The sequence below is a fragment of the Streptococcus sp. ALY_211 genome, assembly GCF_058314555.1.
Genome location: NZ_JBZFUN010000001.1, coordinates 174,344 through 190,180, shown reverse-complemented (window position 1 = coordinate 190,180; position 15,837 = coordinate 174,344). Strand labels below are relative to the sequence as shown.

Below are 15,837 nucleotides of genomic sequence, written 5' to 3'. Positions count from 1 at the left end.
GTTATGGAGACATATCAAAAAAACTTGGTTACAAAGCTGTAACAGCCTCTTTATCACTAGATATCCAAGGTACTGTAAACAGCATTTTCCTCAATAAATTCGCGACGTGGCTCTACCCGGTCTCCCATCAGCATATCGAAAATTTTATCTGCTTCCGCAGCGTCATCAACAGAAACACGTGCCATTAAGCGGTTATCTGGATCCATGGTCGTTTCCCACAACTGATGGTCATCCATTTCCCCCAGTCCCTTATAACGTTGAACCGTTGGCTTAGAGCGCCCAGTTGTATAGCGGTCAAGTGCTTCTTGAAGTTGAGTTTCTTGATCCGTTCCTGGTTGGATATATTCCTTAATCTCACTACCGACCTTGATACCATAAATAGGCGGCTGCGCAATATAGACATAACCAGCCTCAAGTACCGGCCGCATAAAGCGATAAATCAAAGTTAACAATAAAGTCCGAATATGTGCTCCATCGACATCGGCATCCGTCATAATAACAAGTTTGTGATAGCGTGCCTTGCTCACATCAAAATCAGCACCAAATCCTGTCCCCATAGCCGTGAACAAGCTACGGATTTCATCATTGGCCAAAATCTTATCCATGCTAGCTTTTTCAACATTTAAGATCTTACCACGAATAGGTAAGATAGCCTGAAATTCACGATTGCGGCCAGATTTAGCTGATCCACCTGCCGAATCCCCCTCAACGATGAAGAGCTCATTTTGACTAGCATTATTAGACGAGCAGTCCGCCAGCTTACCAGGAAGATTAGAAATCTCAAGCCCTGATTTTTTACGAGTGACCTCCCGTGCACGCTTAGCAGCAATACGAGCTTTGGAAGCCAAAATTCCTTTTTCAACAATCTTCTTAGCCACTTGTGGATTTTCAAGAAGGAAACGTGAAAAGGCATCACTGAAAAGGCGATTAGTAATCTTAACGACTTCAGAATTTCCTAACTTAGTCTTGGTTTGACCTTCAAATTGAGGATTAGGATGCTTAACTGAGATAATAGCTGTCAAACCTTCTCGAACATCTTCCCCAGATAAGTTATCATCCTTTTCTTTTAGGAGTTTATTTTGACGTGCATAATCATTGATAACACGTGTCAAGGCTGTACGGAAACCTTGCTCGTGGGTACCACCTTCATGGGTATGAATATTATTAGCAAAACTGAGAACCGTTTCGTGATAAGTTCCGGTGTATTGCATAGCAACTTCGACAGAAATACCATCCAGTTCGCCATCGGTATAGATAGGGGTTTCAAAAAGAACGTCCTTATTCTCATTAAGATAATCGACATAGCTTGAAATCCCACCCTCATAATGGAAGTGTTTTTCTTGCTGACTATCTGGACGCTTGTCAGTAATAGAAATTCTCAAACCCTTATTAAGAAAAGCTAGCTCTTGGACTCGCTTAGCCAATTTATCAAAATCATAAACAATCGTCTCTTTAAAGATCTCTGGATCCGGACAAAAGTGAACCGTTGTCCCTGTACGGTCAGTTTCTCCAATGACTTTCAAGTCCTCTACGACTGCTCCCCGATGATATTCTTGGTAGTGAATCTTACCATTCTTATGAACTTTAACATCAAGGACTGTTGATAAAGCATTTACGACGGAAGAACCGACACCATGAAGACCACCAGATACCTTGTAGCCGCCACCGCCGAATTTTCCACCAGCGTGAAGAACCGTAAAAACTGTCTCTACGGCAGGACGTCCAGTCTTTTCTTGAATATCGACAGGAATTCCCCGACCATCATCAACAACTGTAATAGAATTATCTTCTTCAATAAAGACCTCAATATGACTAGCAAATCCTGCCAATGCCTCATCAATTGAATTATCCACAATTTCCCAAACGAGATGATGCAGACCTTCCTTTGAGGTCGAACCGATATACATCCCCGGGCGCATTCTCACAGCCTCAAGTCCTTCTAAAACCTGGATTTGACTAGCATCATATTCTTGGGCTAGAGCATCTGTATTGTTTACTTCTTCAGACATACTTATTCTACCGTTTCTTCTAATGTTTTAGTCCCATCAAACAACAGGGCAGTCAGGCCAGCCTCTTGAGCTGCCTGACAATCAATAGCACGATCACCAATAGCGACCGCATTGGTCAAATGATACTTCTCTCTTAGATAGATCATGGATTCAGGATTAGGTTTCCTAGCAAAGCCACTCTCACTGGTTACTACCTCAGTAAAATAGGCTGCAATCCCAGCTCTTTCTAAAATATCTAAAACCAAGTGATTACGGTGCGAAATCAGAAAATTACGACCCCCAGAGGCCACAATAGCCTTCAGGATCTCTTTTGCACCTGGAAACAAAATAGGATGAGCCAATTCCTTAGCTTCCCTATCTTTGTACTTGGCTAGAAAAGTAGGCTGGTCTGGGATAAAGCGAGCTATAGCTGCTTGCGTTGAGATTTTAAGCTGTCTGTAGACAGCATCATGATCTGCCTCAACTCCAAAATCTTGGAGCGTATCGCAAAAAGCTTTAGTTGACAGCTCATAATTATCGAGTAAGGTCCCTCCCAAATCCCAAATATAATCATGAAATTTCATACATTCTATTGTAACATATTTTCAAGCTGTTTGCATCTATTTAAAGACTAAAAACCTTGCTATTATGCCCTTTTAGACTTATTCTCTAAAAAATTGAGCCATAAAACAAATCAGACTGAAACCCTCTTTTCAGTCTGATTTAATCAATATATTCTCAAGCCTTTTTAGATGTTTTGGAACGCTCTTTAGCTAGCTGATTTTGATAAGACATGGATAAGACTAGCCCCACACCGATAATATTGGACATGAGAGCGGAGCCACCTTTGGAGATAAACGGAAGGGGAATTCCAGTCAGAGGAAGTAATCCTACAGCTGCTCCGATATTTTCAAAAATATGAAATAGAATCATCATGATAAATCCTGTAGAAATGTAAGTGTAGAAAACATTATTGGATTCTATTGTGATTTTCAACATTCTAAAGATCAAAATCAAATACAAGAGTAAAACAATGAGCGACCCTAAAAAGCCGTAATCTTCTGCGATAACTGTGAAGATCATATCAGATTCTCTTACAGGAATCGCCACTTCTGAAACATTAAATCCACGGCCAAACACCCCACCATTACCAATAGCTAATAGACTCTGAACCTGTTGGTAGGCAATACCAGATTCATAGGCAAAAGGATCCAGCCAAGCTGATACCCGATTGATCTGATAGGTCTTCATTCCCATAGAAAACAGCCATTCCTTACCCCACTGAGACGTAAACAAGAGTAAAAAGATTAGAAATCCTAGGGCAACTGTCAAAACAACCGGCAGAATAATCTTCCAAGCGACACCTGACAAGACAATCAATCCTGCTAGAATAGCCATAAAGACCATAGCAGTCCCCATATCTTTTTGAAAGACTAATAAAATTAAAATTGGTAAGGTGACAGCACCATACATCAAGAGCAGACGTCCATCTTTTTTGAGACTGGGCTCCTCATCACGATAAGTATCTTTAAACCAGACACCGACCCTAGCCAGCATCAAAATATAAGCAATCTTCATAAACTCAGATGGCTGAAATAAGGTAATAGATCCAATACTGACCCAGTTCTTAGCTCCTGTCGATGCTACCAAGGTTGGACTATAAATAAAAATCGGCAAGACCATCAATGCCAGACCCAAACCATAGAGATATGGAGTTATCCGCCAGAGTCTTTCAACATTGAAGTACATCACCACTACTGCAGCCAAACATCCAGCGATGATACCAACGATTTGCTGCAACAAGGTCGGTATAATCGCATGAGGGTAGTCATGGTAAGTAGCTGTATAAATAGCTACAATACCAATAATAATCAGTAAAAACACTGGTATAATAAGCGTATAATCAATCCCATTATCTAACGGTTTATTTCTTTTTCGTGGCATATAGCACTCTCCTATTTAATCATCCTTGCTATTATAGCACGATTCCTTTTAGCGGTCAGCAATCAATATAGGATCTGTTTTAGTATTAAACTACTGATTGCTACTGCTGCCCAGGTTACAGCCCCCGTCATCACAGGGGCAAGACCAACTTGCCTAAAACGAGCAAAAGAAACTTGGCAACCAATACCAGCTAGAGCCATTGCCATTAAAAATTGTGATATTCCCTTGGCATAAGGAACTATTTCTTTGGGAAGAATACCTAACGAGCTAATTAGCGATGCGATAAAAAACCACAGAATAAACCAAGGAAATACCCTGGCAAAGCTAAAGGACTCCGAGTGCCTTTGACTGCTATAGGTTTTTACGCCAGCCATTATTAAACAGGCTGGGACAATCATCAGCGCACGCGCCAGCTTAACCACTGTCGCATAGTCACCTGCTTCTTGACTATAACTATAGCCAGCTGCAACTACCGAAGAAGTATCATTAATCGCTGTCCCTGCCCAAAGCCCAAAATCTTGATGAGTCATAGACATCATATGTCCCAAAAAAGGGAAAAGAAAGACAGCTATGATATTAAAAAGAAAAATGGTTGAAATAGACAAGGCAACATCTTCATCATCTGCCTCTAAAATCGGGGAAGCAGCTGCAATAGCCGAACCACCACAGATAGCAGTTCCAAAACCAACTAAAATATTCAAAGGACGAGACACTTTGAAAAGACGACCAGCTATATACGCAACCACAAAAGCAATGATGATCGTACCGATAGAAATCCTCAGAGTTTCTAGGCCTGTCTTAGAGACTGACCCTACAGACATGCTAAATCCCAAAATGATAATAGAATACTGAAGTACCTTCTTACCACTGTAATTAATCCCGGACTTATAACCATCTCCCAGATTCAAAAACTGATTAGCCAAGATCCCCAATATAATCGCAAAGACACTGGAACCTATCAAAGGAACAAAGTGACCAAGTATCAGAGATACAAGAGCTAGCATAGCTGTCAGACTTAACCCAGGTAATAATTGTCTCATATATTCTCCCTTCTTAATCATAGAAAAGAGCCAGAATAGCTTCTAGCTCTAATCAACCTATTTATTATTTTCTTCACGATTCCAGAAATCAGTCACAGCTCCCCTAGAAGCTGATGATACGATATGAGCATACTTACCGAGAACACCTCGTGAATACAAAGGCGGAATAACTGTCTCAGACTTACGACGCTCGATTTCCTCATCAGAGACTTTCATCGTAATTTCTTTGGTATCCTGGTCAACGACGACAACATCACCTGTACGCAGGTAAGCGATAGGACCACCATCTTGAGCTTCTGGGGCCACATGACCAACAACCAATCCATAAGTCCCACCAGAGAATCGACCATCTGTAATCAAGCAGACCTTGTCTCCTTGACCTTTACCAACAAGCATTGATGAGAGTGATAGCATCTCTGGCATACCAGGACCACCTTTAGGACCAACGTAACGGACCACAACAACATCACCATCAACAATATCATCTGCAAGGACTGCTTCGATTGCCTCTTCCTCGGAATCAAAGACCTTGGCAGGCCCTTCATGGCGACGTACTTTGACACCAGATACCTTGGCTACAGAACCTTCAGGCGCCAAGTTACCTTTAAGAATGATCAATGGACCATCTTCACGCTTAGGACTATTAAGTGGCATGATAACCTTTTGACCTGGTGTTAAATCTGGGAATTCAGCTAGATTTTCAGCAACCGTTTTACCAGTACAGGTCATACGATCCCCGTGAAGAAAACCATTAGCCAACAAATACTTCATAACAGCCGGTACACCACCAACATTATACAGGTCTTGGAAAACATACTGTCCTGAGGGCTTCAAGTCAGCTAAATGCGGTACCTTTTGTTGAATAGCATCAAAATCTTCAAGGCTCAGATCCACATTGGCAGCATGGGCAATAGCCAAAAGGTGAAGGGTTGAGTTGGTTGAACCACCCAGAGCCATTGTCACAGTAATAGCGTCTTCAAAAGCTTCACGTATCAAGATATCCGATGGTTTCAAGCCCATTTTAAGCATATTGACAACAGCACGACCAGCTTCTTCAATATCAGCTTTTTTCTCAGCTGATTCAGCAGGGTGAGACGATGACCCAGGAAGGCTCATACCCATAACTTCAATAGCTGTCGCCATAGTATTAGCCGTATACATACCACCACAACCACCAGGGCCAGGGCAGGCATTACACTCAATCTGGCGCAGCTCTTCCTTAGTCATATCACCATTGTTCCAGTGTCCAACTCCTTCAAACACCGAAACTAAATCAATATCCTTACCGTCGAGATTACCAGGTGCGATAGTTCCACCATAGGCAAAAATAGCAGGGATATCCATATTGGCGATAGCGATCATAGAACCAGGCATATTTTTATCACAACCACCAATCGCTACGAAAGCATCAACATTATGCCCTCCCATAGCAGCCTCGATAGAATCTGCAATAATATCACGAGAAGTCAAAGAATAACGCATCCCTTGTGTTCCCATCGCAATCCCATCAGCAACCGTAATTGTACCGAACTGCACAGGCCAAGCTCCTGCAGATTTGACACCTTTTTTAGTGATTTTTCCAAAATCATGCAGATGAATATTACAAGGTGTATTCTCAGCCCAAGTCGAAATCACACCGACGATAGGACTATCAAAATCTTGGTCTGTCATTCCCGTAGCACGCAACATCGCCCGATTAGGTGACTTAACCATGCTATCATAAACAGCTGAACGGTGACGTAAGGCTTTCATCTCTTCTGTCATAAGACATCCTTCTCTCTATATGAAACAATTATTTAGGAGCAATACCTAGCGTAATACGACCCAAACGGCTGATACGGGTCAAGCGCCAAACCGGCTGCCAGACAACCTCTACACTGGCAGTTTTGATCTCATCAATCGTCTTAAGAACTTCTACCAGATCAATAGGAAGCGTGTCTTCGCAGCCACAACCAACATCTGTAAAAGTCATGACAACCTGACAATGGCCATTTTCATCCAGATTAATCTCATAAATTAATCCCAGATTATAAATATCTAACTCAATTTCAGGATCAAAGACCGACTCTAGTTTCTCAACGAGCTTATCACTAATCGCCAAAGCTCGATCGTTAATTTTGATATCATCCCGCATCAGATAGCCCCTCCTAATATATGCTAGAATTTTAGCACAATTCAGATAATTTGTCCACCACCCCAAGAATACAGCACCAAGTCAACTTTACTGACTTCTTCATGCACTTCAAATTTACTAACTCAGTGCAGCAATACGTCAAGAAAATAAAGACTGTTAGTCCAGCAGCCTACCTAGCTCAGATGATAGACGTCCAAAATTTTTTGTGCAATACGCTCTACATCAGCTGTCAAGCCACGCATCTCATACACATCCAAGACAGGAAAGCCAAACTGCTCTGCATATTGGTAGGCAGTTAAACAAAATTGATTATTAAAATTGCGATTACCACTTCCGATAACACCTAAGCAATGCTTAGCATTATCGCCTTTAGCAATTAGATGGCGTAAGTCAGTCGTCAAAATCTCTTGATCCCCATTATCAATACCATTGCCACCTTCTAAATAAGTAGGCAAAAAAGCGATATAGTCCTCCGTCAAATCAGGATAACTCGCACCACTTTTGACCAAGTCTTTAACATCCAAAGTATCAACTGGCAATTCAGGATGATTAAAGGCAAAATGATCAACCAACTTCTGTACAAAGGCCTTAGTATTACCACTAAGACTAATATAGACAAATTTCAAAATTAGTCCCTTCTATCACAATATCTTGTGTCTCTTTTCCAATTATCATACAAGATATTGTAGCACTAGCAAGTAAGAGAAGCAAGAGTTTAATAAAAAGCTGAGTTCAACAGAAAACTCAACTTCTTCCATAGTCACTGACTACTAATCTCATATCCCCTGCCGGAATCGAACCAGCAACTGCTCCTTAGGAGGGAGATGTTATATCCATTTAACTAAGGGGACTTATGAAAAAACCTGTCCATCAAGGGACAGATTCTCATGCCATTAATGGTTTAGAAACAGAAATCTCTAAACTAAATTAACGGCGGATTTCTTTGATACGTGCAGCCTTACCTTGAAGAGCACGTAGGTAGTACAATTTAGCACGACGTACCTTACCATAACGAGTGACTTCAATCTTGTCAACACGTGGGGTATGAATTGGGAAAGTACGTTCCACACCGATACCACTAGAAATCTTACGAACAGTATACATTTCTGAGATGCCTTGTCCTTTACGAGAAATAACAACACCTTCAAAGACCTGAATACGTTCACGATTTCCTTCGACAACCTTAGCGTGAACACGAACAGTGTCACCAGGACGGAAATCAGGAATATCAGTGCGCAATTGACTTTCAGTCAAACTTTGGATTAATGGATTCATTTAAAATTCTCCTATCTTACTAATCATAGGTGCCTTGTCCCAGCGGATTAGCCGTTTTATTCATGCATGTCCATTACACACGCATAAAATCATTCTACCCTATCATCAACGTTTTTGCAAGCTATAAATGCTAGTTTTATGTCCCAAACTATAAGCAACAGCTGCTACAAGAATAAAATAAGGAAGATTAGCAAATCCAAATACCTCTCCCCCAATAAAAATTGGCGCCAACAGCGTATTGGTGGCTGATCCAAATACAACAGCATAGCCGAGAGCTGCTACCAGCATCACCGGTAAGCCCCAGAATCCTGCTAAGACAACACCCAAAGTAGCTCCTATGGCAAACAATGGTGTCACTTCTCCGCCTTGAAAACCAGCTGACAGAGTCAATACTGTCAATACCAACTTAACCAGCCAGTCCCATAGATAGACCTGCTGAGTCTCAAAACTAAAACCAATCAAATTAGTTCCCAGTCCTGCATATCTCCCCTGCCATAAGGCGTAGAGAAGGATGCTCAAAACTATACTAATCAGTAGGATACGGTGATAAGGATTAGACAAACGCTGACTGACAAATTTTTTTGACCAAGCTAAACTGAAAGCAAAGGCTCTACCAACTAAACCAAAGCAAAGACCAAGAAGGGCCAATTTAAGCCATAGCATAGGGGTCTCTTTTAGATGAAAAGACAAAAATACTGAAAATTTCTCCAAACCAAGACTATGCGAGGTAAAACTAGCACTCAAAGAAGCTATTAAAGCAGGCAGCAAAGCCTCTACTGCTAACTGACCAACTACCAGGACTTCTAAAGCAAAGAAAGTCGCAGCTAGAGGGGTCTGAAAAAGACCTGCAAAACCAGCTGCCATACCTGCAACTAGAAAGATTCTAGAAGCATCCTGATAGGGCAGATGTCTACCTACCCAGTGAGACAGGCTAGCACCGATCTGTACGGCAACACCTTCCCTGCCGGCACTCCCTCCAAATAAATGCGTCAGCCAAGTGCTAATCATTACCAAAGGAATCAGTATAACTGGAATCTTTTCACGCTTACGCTGTCCTGCCTCAAATAACAGTCCCATTCCTTTCTGACTCTCTCCACCAAAGCGCTGATAGAGCCACACACTGACAAGACCAGCCAAGGCTAAAAAAGGCAGCAGAACGGAGATATGCTGATCACGATAATCACCAATAGCCAGCAAAACTCGACCAAAAATCATGTCAATTACCCCAGTCACCACACCAATAATCAGAGATAAAAAAAGGTAGGACGACCATTTTTTCAATTGTAAAACCATCAAACGCCTCTTTCCCTTAGCTATCGATCCTTAAGGACACTCGTTTGATAAGCTCTAGAATGCCTCATCATATCAACAAAAGTATCAACAATATAGGGTCTATAGCTTACATTACATACACGCTCAGAGACTTTTGCTAACACCTCTTCCTCTCTAGCATGGTCAAGTATCGCCTTACCTGTTTCCCGCTTATAAGCCGCTACCTGTGACACCAAGTCCATTCGCTTTTCAATGAGCCTAACCAATTCTGAGTCAGTTTGGTCAATCTCTTGTCTAATCGCCACTAAATCCATAAAATCCTCCCTAGAATGATTGAAAAAATTATAGCAAAAAAAACCTAGTAAAACTAGGTCTTTATACGCTTTATCATGATTTTGACCAATAGATAGCTCAATACTACAAACAATAAAATAAAGAATAGTCGTTTGATATTTCCCCTAATAATAGCATCGCCGCCAAAAGCGTAAAGACAACTAGTAGGAAAGACGCCAATCAATACACTCACCAGCCAATACCTTGTTTCTAAATGACCCTTGATGACAAGATAATTAACCAAAAGGGTCGGAAATATAGGAACCATATAGCCAATACAAATAGCCAAATAAGGCTCATTGATCCGCTCCAAGATAGCTAACTTATCTGTAAAGGCTTGTTCGTGCCCAACTAAGCTAATCTTTCTTAATACCAGAATCATCAACCAGTTTCCAAGGATGTTGGCTAAAAGATTCATGACCAAGGCCAACCAAGGCCCAAAAACAATACCATTAAAAATCGCTAGAAGGCCATTGGATAAAAAAGGAACAGCCGAGCCCATAGCGGTTAATAGAATCAGAACGCAAAAATCAATCAGGTTAGCCTTTGAAAGATGGTGAGCCAGATTTTGAAAATCTCTATCCAAATGGCTATAGCTCACAATCACCTCCCAATAACGACTGAGCACAAACCCCACATACAAGAGAACAAAGATCAAGGCCAACCAGGCCAGCAGACGCCTCAAAAAAGGCTCCCCCAACTCTCTATGTCCCTTTTTCATGCCTACCACCCTTCTAGCACAAATACCATCAAAAAAGATTGGAACGTAAACTCCAATCCCACCTCATCATTATCCTACTTGGGCAGATAAGCTCTCTGCAAAGGATTCAAGATTTTCGATATCTTCATCTTCAGCAGAGAGATCTACCTTGACAGAGTCTGCCCCTTTTGTAGCACCAGTCCTAGCAAACTGCTCATCGAACTCATCAACGGATTTACAAAAATAATCATAGAAGGTATCTCCAGAGCCAACGACACCATAAATCTTACCTGACAAATCAAGATCACCCAGATCTTCATAAAAATCAACAATCTCATCTGGTAAGTCTCCATCGCCGTAGGTATAGGTCGCCACAATAACGATGTCCGCATCCTCAAAGTCCACAGCATCAACTGTCGTACACTCATCGACGTCGACCGTATGACCGAGCTCTTGTAGTTTTTCTGCTACAATATCAGCAACCTCTTCGGTATTACCAGTCATACTCGCATAAACAATCTTAGCTAAAGCCATAGTTTCCTCCATATAATCAAGTGATTTGATTATATCACAAAAAAATTGCTTCCGCTCATAGATAAGGCTTGTAGGCCTCTACCAACCTATCTTGAAGCACTTTTTTCTCCCGTTCGGAAACAAAGGCAGCCTCTAAAGCATTTTGATTAAATCTTAGAAAATCGGATATCTCAGTTCCAAAGTGATGGTGAAACAGACTGTATTCCTTTGACAAGTTTGTATCAGACACTGTTCGGTTATCTGTATTAATCGTAATCTTAGCTCCTGCCTCATAGAGCGCCTGATAAGGATAGTCCGACAAGCTGGCAACTGCCCTAGTCTGCAAATTACTAGTCAAACACATCTCAGCAACTGCTCCTTGAGAGACAAAGTCTTGAATGATATCTGGATGATGCGCAATCGCTGCCACATGCCCCATACGTTTGATCCCAAGACTTAAGGTTTGACTGACATGCTCTGGACAACGACATTCTCCAGCATGAAGGGTCATCGGATACCCTAACGCTTGAACGTCCTGGATCAAGGCTTTTATTTTAGCTGGTGGAAAGCCATGTTCATCACCAGCAAAATCAAAGCCAGCAAACCCTTTGGGTGCGTACTCTGCTATCGCTGACAAAATATCCCGTGTGACAGCAGGATCAGATTGACGCATCCCACAGACCAAAGCACGAGACACAATACCAAATTCATCCTGAGCCCGCTTGAGACCAGTCAAAACACCATCCAAGGTTTCAGTCGCCTTCAATCCCCGATCCATAGAAAACTCAGGCGCATAGCGAACCTCCATATAGATAACATTTTCCTTAGCAGCCTGTCTCGCCACATCATAAGCGGCAAGTGCCAAAGCTTCCTTAGTTTGAAGAAGGGGCCTGATAAAATCAAATGTTTTGAGATAGTCCATGAGATCTTGGCAATCGGATGGAGCTGTCACTAGCGCTTTTAAAGCATCATCAGACTCTGGAAGAGAACGATCGGCCATCTGGGCCAACTGTCTAATAGCATCTAAAGATAAGGAACCATCCAAATGGCAGTGCAGTTCGGTCTTAGCTAGTGATTGAAACATGTCTAATCTCCTTTAAAATATTTTTCCTATCTTATCACAACTAAGCAAAAATTCAAGACCTAGATCGATCAATTTTTTGAAATCATGACCGTATTTTGGTAGCATAAGGCCATAACTAAAATAATTGGAGGTAAGACCATGTCTGACTACAAACTGCCTGAAGTTTGGGAAAATCCATCCAGTATTGGGGGCGCTTGGGGATCGATCAATCAACCGACTGCTGGAGCTCGCTTCGATCAAACACTTCCTAAAGGAGAACACCCCTTCCAACTTTATTCCTTAGGGACTCCTAATGGGATTAAGGCGACCATTATGCTTGAAGAGCTAAAAGAATTGGGAATTGCTGAGGCTGCTTACAATCTTTACAAAATTTCCATCAGTGATGGGGATCAGTTTGGTTCTGACTTTGTCGCTATTAACCCTAACTCTAAAATCCCAGCCCTCTTAGACCTATCAGGTGACAAGCCTGTCCGAGTCTTTGAATCTGCTAATATCCTCCTTTATCTAGCAGATAAATTTGATCAGCTCATTCCAAAAGATCCAGCTGAACGCAATGAGGTCCTCAACTGGCTCTTCTGGCAAACAGGAGCTGCCCCATTCCTTGGAGGTGGATTTGGCCACTTCTTCCACTATGCACCCGAAAAAATCGAGTATGCCATCAACCGCTTCGCCATGGAAGCCAAGCGTCAGCTTGATCTTTTAGATAAAGAATTAGCCAACAAGCCTTATATCGCAGGCGACAACTACACCATCGCCGATATAGCCATCTGGTCTTGGTATGGCCGCCTTGCTCAAGATAAAATCTGGGACCGTGCAGGAATCTTCCTCAATGTCGCAGAATACAAAAATCTACAGGCCTGGACAAAGAAAATTGCGGAACGTCCAGCTGTTAAACGTGGACTAGAAGCAGAGTATAAGGATATTCATTAAAACTCTTCTAAAGAGAGTGGGACTCAATCAGTAAACCGTGAAAAAAATCACGGTTTTAATTTTGTTGTCCCAGGCTCTTTTTTTTCCATACTTTAGCTTATGGTATAATGTGCATAGCAGTCATGCCTATATCAGCAATAGGTCTAGTTTTATCACTGACTTGCACTGCGTTTTTCTGCTACCTCCTGTGTAGAATTAGAAAGGTTAAATCTTGCTATGTCAACATTTAAAAATATTTTAGAGACCATCAAATCCTACAATACCATCATCATCCACCGCCACCAAAGGCCTGATCCGGACGCCCTAGGCAGTCAGCTAGGGCTGCGGGAAATTTTGCGTCATAATTTTCCTGATAAAGCTGTGCTAGCAACGGGCAGTGACGAACCGAGCTTAGGCTGGCTGGGCAAGATGGATACTGTTGACGACAGTACCTATCAAGAAGCTCTAGTCATCGTGACAGACACTGCCAACACACCTCGCATTGATGATGACCGCTACACTAGGGGAAAATTTCTCATAAAAATTGACCATCATCCCAACGAAGATCCTTATGGTGATATACTCTATGTTGATACCCAAGCCTCTTCAGCCAGCGAAATCATCACTGATTTTGCCCAAGAAACTGATCTTAAGCTGACCGATGAGGCGGCTCGCCTCCTTTATGCTGGTATTGTTGGCGATACTGGCCGCTTTCTCTACGACGCTACCAGCCCTAAAACATTGAAAATTGCAGCTAACTTGCGGGCATTTGACTTTGATTTTGCAGCTATTTCTCGTCAAATGGACAGTTTTAGCTTTAAAATCGCTAAACTTCAAGGCTATATATTTGACCACCTTCAAGTCGATCAAAACGGTGCTGCTAGAGTGACCCTGACGCGTGACATACTGGATAAATTTCAGGTCACAGAAGCTGAAAGCTCTGCCATCGTAGGGAGCCCAGGAAAAATTGATAGCGTTCAATCTTGGGCAATTTTTGTCGAGCAGCCTGAGGGGCATTATCGTGTTCGCCTGCGCAGTAAAAAAGCTGTCATCAATGACATTGCCAAACGCCACGATGGCGGGGGACATCCACTGGCTAGCGGAGCCAATTCTTACAGCTTAGAAGAAAACGAACAAATCTATAAGGAAATCAAGGAGACCTTAGCCAGTGCCACTTCGCACTAGGGAAATCAAGCTCATGGGCACCCACATCCAGATGAGCATCTACCATCAAGATCCAGAGCCTATCCTAGATGAAGGAGTGCGTCTACTCCATCTCTATAACCAGCGCTTCTCGGCCAATGATCCTCAGTCTGAGTTATCAGTGATCAACCAAAAAGCCGGTCTAGAAGCTGTATCTGTCCACTCTGAACTGTTTGAGCTGATCTCACTTGGAAAGAAACATAGCCTAGCTCCAGACAGCTGGCTTAACATCTCACTTGGTCCCTTAGTACAGACCTGGCGTATCGGCTTTGCTGATGCCAAAGTGCCCAGCCAAGACGATCTCACCAAAAGTCTCTCTTTGACCGATCCTGCAGATATCCTACTCCACCCCCATAATCAGAGCGTATTTCTTAAAAAAACTGGTATGAAAATAGATCTCGGTGCTATAGCCAAAGGCTACATTGCCGATCAGATCATCAAGCGCTTTAAATCACTAGGTGCCCCTGCTGGATTGATCAATCTCGGTGGCAATGTATTGACCTTTGGACCTGCTTATCACAGTCTAGACCATCTCTGGCGAGTCGGTCTGCAAGATCCTCAGCTTCCTAGAGGAAACCACCTAGTAACCCTGGCTATCAGAGATCAATCAGTGGTCACCTCAGGTACCTATGAACGCTACCTGAAAGATGGCAGCAGAAACTACCATCATATCTTGGATAAAAAAACAGGTTATCCTATCCAATCTCCCATTCGTAGCCTGACCATCATCTCAACAAATTCAATCGATGGAGACATCTGGACCAGCCGACTCTTTGGTGCAAAGATTGAGACCATCCTTAGCCAAGCTCAGCATAGAAAATTTGGCGCCATTGTGGTCACCAAGAAACAGCAAGTCCTCGCAAATTCTTTAGCCAAATCATACATTCTTCCAACCTCTAAAATCAGGTGAACTCAGATTTTCTTTAGCAAAAGCCTTGCCAAAAACTCATAACTTTGTTAGAATGAAGGAGTTATTAACTATGGCTTAGAAAAGCTATGGCAGAAAGGAATTTGTTTTAACATGAAAAAAGATATCCATCCAGAGTATCGTCCAGTTGTTTTCCTTGATACAACTACTGGTTACCAATTTCTTAGCGGCTCAACAAAAGCTTCTAACGAAACTGTAGAATTTGAAGGGGAAACTTATCCATTGATCCGTGTCGAAATCTCATCAGATTCACACCCATTCTACACTGGACGTCAAAAATTTACACAAGCAGACGGACGTGTCGACCGTTTCAACAAAAAATACGGTCTCAAATAAGATTATCATTCATGATGATAATAAACCTGATTTATTCTATAATATCAAGGTTGTTAAAGACGCAAGGCATTATGTCTTGCGTCTTTTTTGTCTTTTCAATTCTACTATTTCTATCAATAAACCAAAAAAACAGGACAGAAAATCAATCATTCGAAGAATTTGATTTCTGTCCCATTCT

17 protein-coding genes and 1 tRNA gene are annotated in these 15,837 nt (G+C 42.1%); 4 read left to right on the top strand and 14 right to left on the bottom strand.

The genetic code is table 11. The annotated features are described in order from the left end of the window. Positions 1 to 56: 56 nt before the first annotated feature. The 14 genes from gyrB to add form a co-directional block, all read right to left on the bottom strand. Positions 57 to 2,009 (bottom strand): DNA topoisomerase (ATP-hydrolyzing) subunit B, encoded by a 1,953-nt coding sequence (gyrB, locus tag AC4HAJ_RS00905; RefSeq protein ID WP_491078273.1) that lies wholly within the window; start codon positions 2,007 to 2,009, stop codon positions 57 to 59. A 2-nt stretch (positions 2,010 to 2,011) separates the two neighbouring features. Continuing rightward, complete coding sequence (locus tag AC4HAJ_RS00900; RefSeq protein ID WP_491078272.1) at positions 2,012 to 2,572, bottom strand: HAD-IA family hydrolase; 561 nt, start codon at positions 2,570 to 2,572, stop codon at positions 2,012 to 2,014. 154 nt (positions 2,573 to 2,726) lie between these two features. Further along, on the bottom strand, positions 2,727 to 3,932 hold the full coding sequence (locus AC4HAJ_RS00895; protein ID WP_491078271.1) for an FtsW/RodA/SpoVE family cell cycle protein: 1,206 nt from the start codon (positions 3,930 to 3,932) through the stop codon (positions 2,727 to 2,729). Positions 3,933 to 3,994: 62 nt separating this feature from the next. Continuing rightward, a complete protein-coding gene (locus AC4HAJ_RS00890) occupies positions 3,995 to 4,972 on the bottom strand; it encodes a YeiH family protein (protein WP_491078270.1) in 978 nt (325 codons plus the stop codon). A gap of 57 nt (positions 4,973 to 5,029) precedes the next feature. Next, entirely contained in the window at positions 5,030 to 6,736 is a 1,707-nt protein-coding gene (gene ilvD / locus AC4HAJ_RS00885; protein WP_491078269.1) for a dihydroxy-acid dehydratase, read from the bottom strand. Positions 6,737 to 6,764: 28 nt separating this feature from the next. After that, complete coding sequence (locus AC4HAJ_RS00880) at positions 6,765 to 7,106, bottom strand: metal-sulfur cluster assembly factor (protein ID WP_491078268.1); 342 nt, start codon at positions 7,104 to 7,106, stop codon at positions 6,765 to 6,767. Between the two features lie 173 nt (positions 7,107 to 7,279). Beyond that, positions 7,280 to 7,732: a class Ib ribonucleoside-diphosphate reductase assembly flavoprotein NrdI gene (gene nrdI, locus AC4HAJ_RS00875; RefSeq protein ID WP_491078267.1), complete on the bottom strand. Its 453-nt coding sequence runs from the start codon at positions 7,730 to 7,732 to the stop codon at positions 7,280 to 7,282. Between the two features lie 153 nt (positions 7,733 to 7,885). Continuing rightward, a tRNA-Arg gene (locus tag AC4HAJ_RS00870) sits at positions 7,886 to 7,957 on the bottom strand. 76 nt (positions 7,958 to 8,033) lie between these two features. Further along, a complete protein-coding gene (rplS, locus tag AC4HAJ_RS00865; RefSeq protein WP_491078266.1) occupies positions 8,034 to 8,381 on the bottom strand; it encodes a 50S ribosomal protein L19 in 348 nt (115 codons plus the stop codon). Between the two features lie 105 nt (positions 8,382 to 8,486). Beyond that, on the bottom strand, positions 8,487 to 9,674 hold the full coding sequence (locus AC4HAJ_RS00860) for a chloride channel protein (RefSeq protein ID WP_491078265.1): 1,188 nt from the start codon (positions 9,672 to 9,674) through the stop codon (positions 8,487 to 8,489). A gap of 20 nt (positions 9,675 to 9,694) precedes the next feature. Further along, positions 9,695 to 9,967 carry a chorismate mutase gene (locus tag AC4HAJ_RS00855; RefSeq protein WP_491078264.1) on the bottom strand — a complete coding sequence of 91 codons (273 nt, stop codon included), beginning with the start codon at positions 9,965 to 9,967 and terminating at the stop codon, positions 9,695 to 9,697. A gap of 53 nt (positions 9,968 to 10,020) precedes the next feature. After that, on the bottom strand, positions 10,021 to 10,707 hold the full coding sequence (locus tag AC4HAJ_RS00850) for a VTT domain-containing protein (RefSeq protein ID WP_491078263.1): 687 nt from the start codon (positions 10,705 to 10,707) through the stop codon (positions 10,021 to 10,023). Positions 10,708 to 10,776: 69 nt separating this feature from the next. Beyond that, positions 10,777 to 11,220 (bottom strand): flavodoxin, encoded by a 444-nt coding sequence (locus tag AC4HAJ_RS00845; RefSeq protein ID WP_491078262.1) that lies wholly within the window; start codon positions 11,218 to 11,220, stop codon positions 10,777 to 10,779. 55 nt (positions 11,221 to 11,275) lie between these two features. Beyond that, entirely contained in the window at positions 11,276 to 12,283 is a 1,008-nt protein-coding gene (add, locus tag AC4HAJ_RS00840; protein WP_491078261.1) for an adenosine deaminase, read from the bottom strand. 138 nt (positions 12,284 to 12,421) lie between these two features. Here add and yghU point away from each other — a divergent pair, with 138 nt between their 5' ends. The 4 genes from yghU (at position 12,422) to AC4HAJ_RS00820 (ending at position 15,659) form a co-directional block, all read left to right on the top strand. Continuing rightward, positions 12,422 to 13,213 carry a glutathione-dependent disulfide-bond oxidoreductase gene (gene yghU, locus AC4HAJ_RS00835; RefSeq protein WP_491078260.1) on the top strand — a complete coding sequence of 264 codons (792 nt, stop codon included), beginning with the start codon at positions 12,422 to 12,424 and terminating at the stop codon, positions 13,211 to 13,213. 216 nt (positions 13,214 to 13,429) lie between these two features. Next, complete coding sequence (locus tag AC4HAJ_RS00830; protein ID WP_491078259.1) at positions 13,430 to 14,377, top strand: DHH family phosphoesterase; 948 nt, start codon at positions 13,430 to 13,432, stop codon at positions 14,375 to 14,377. A gap of 13 nt (positions 14,378 to 14,390) precedes the next feature. After that, a complete protein-coding gene (locus AC4HAJ_RS00825; RefSeq protein WP_491078478.1) occupies positions 14,391 to 15,305 on the top strand; it encodes an FAD:protein FMN transferase in 915 nt (304 codons plus the stop codon). Between the two features lie 111 nt (positions 15,306 to 15,416). Then, positions 15,417 to 15,659: a type B 50S ribosomal protein L31 gene (locus AC4HAJ_RS00820; RefSeq protein ID WP_491078258.1), complete on the top strand. Its 243-nt coding sequence runs from the start codon at positions 15,417 to 15,419 to the stop codon at positions 15,657 to 15,659. Positions 15,660 to 15,837 lie beyond the last annotated feature (178 nt).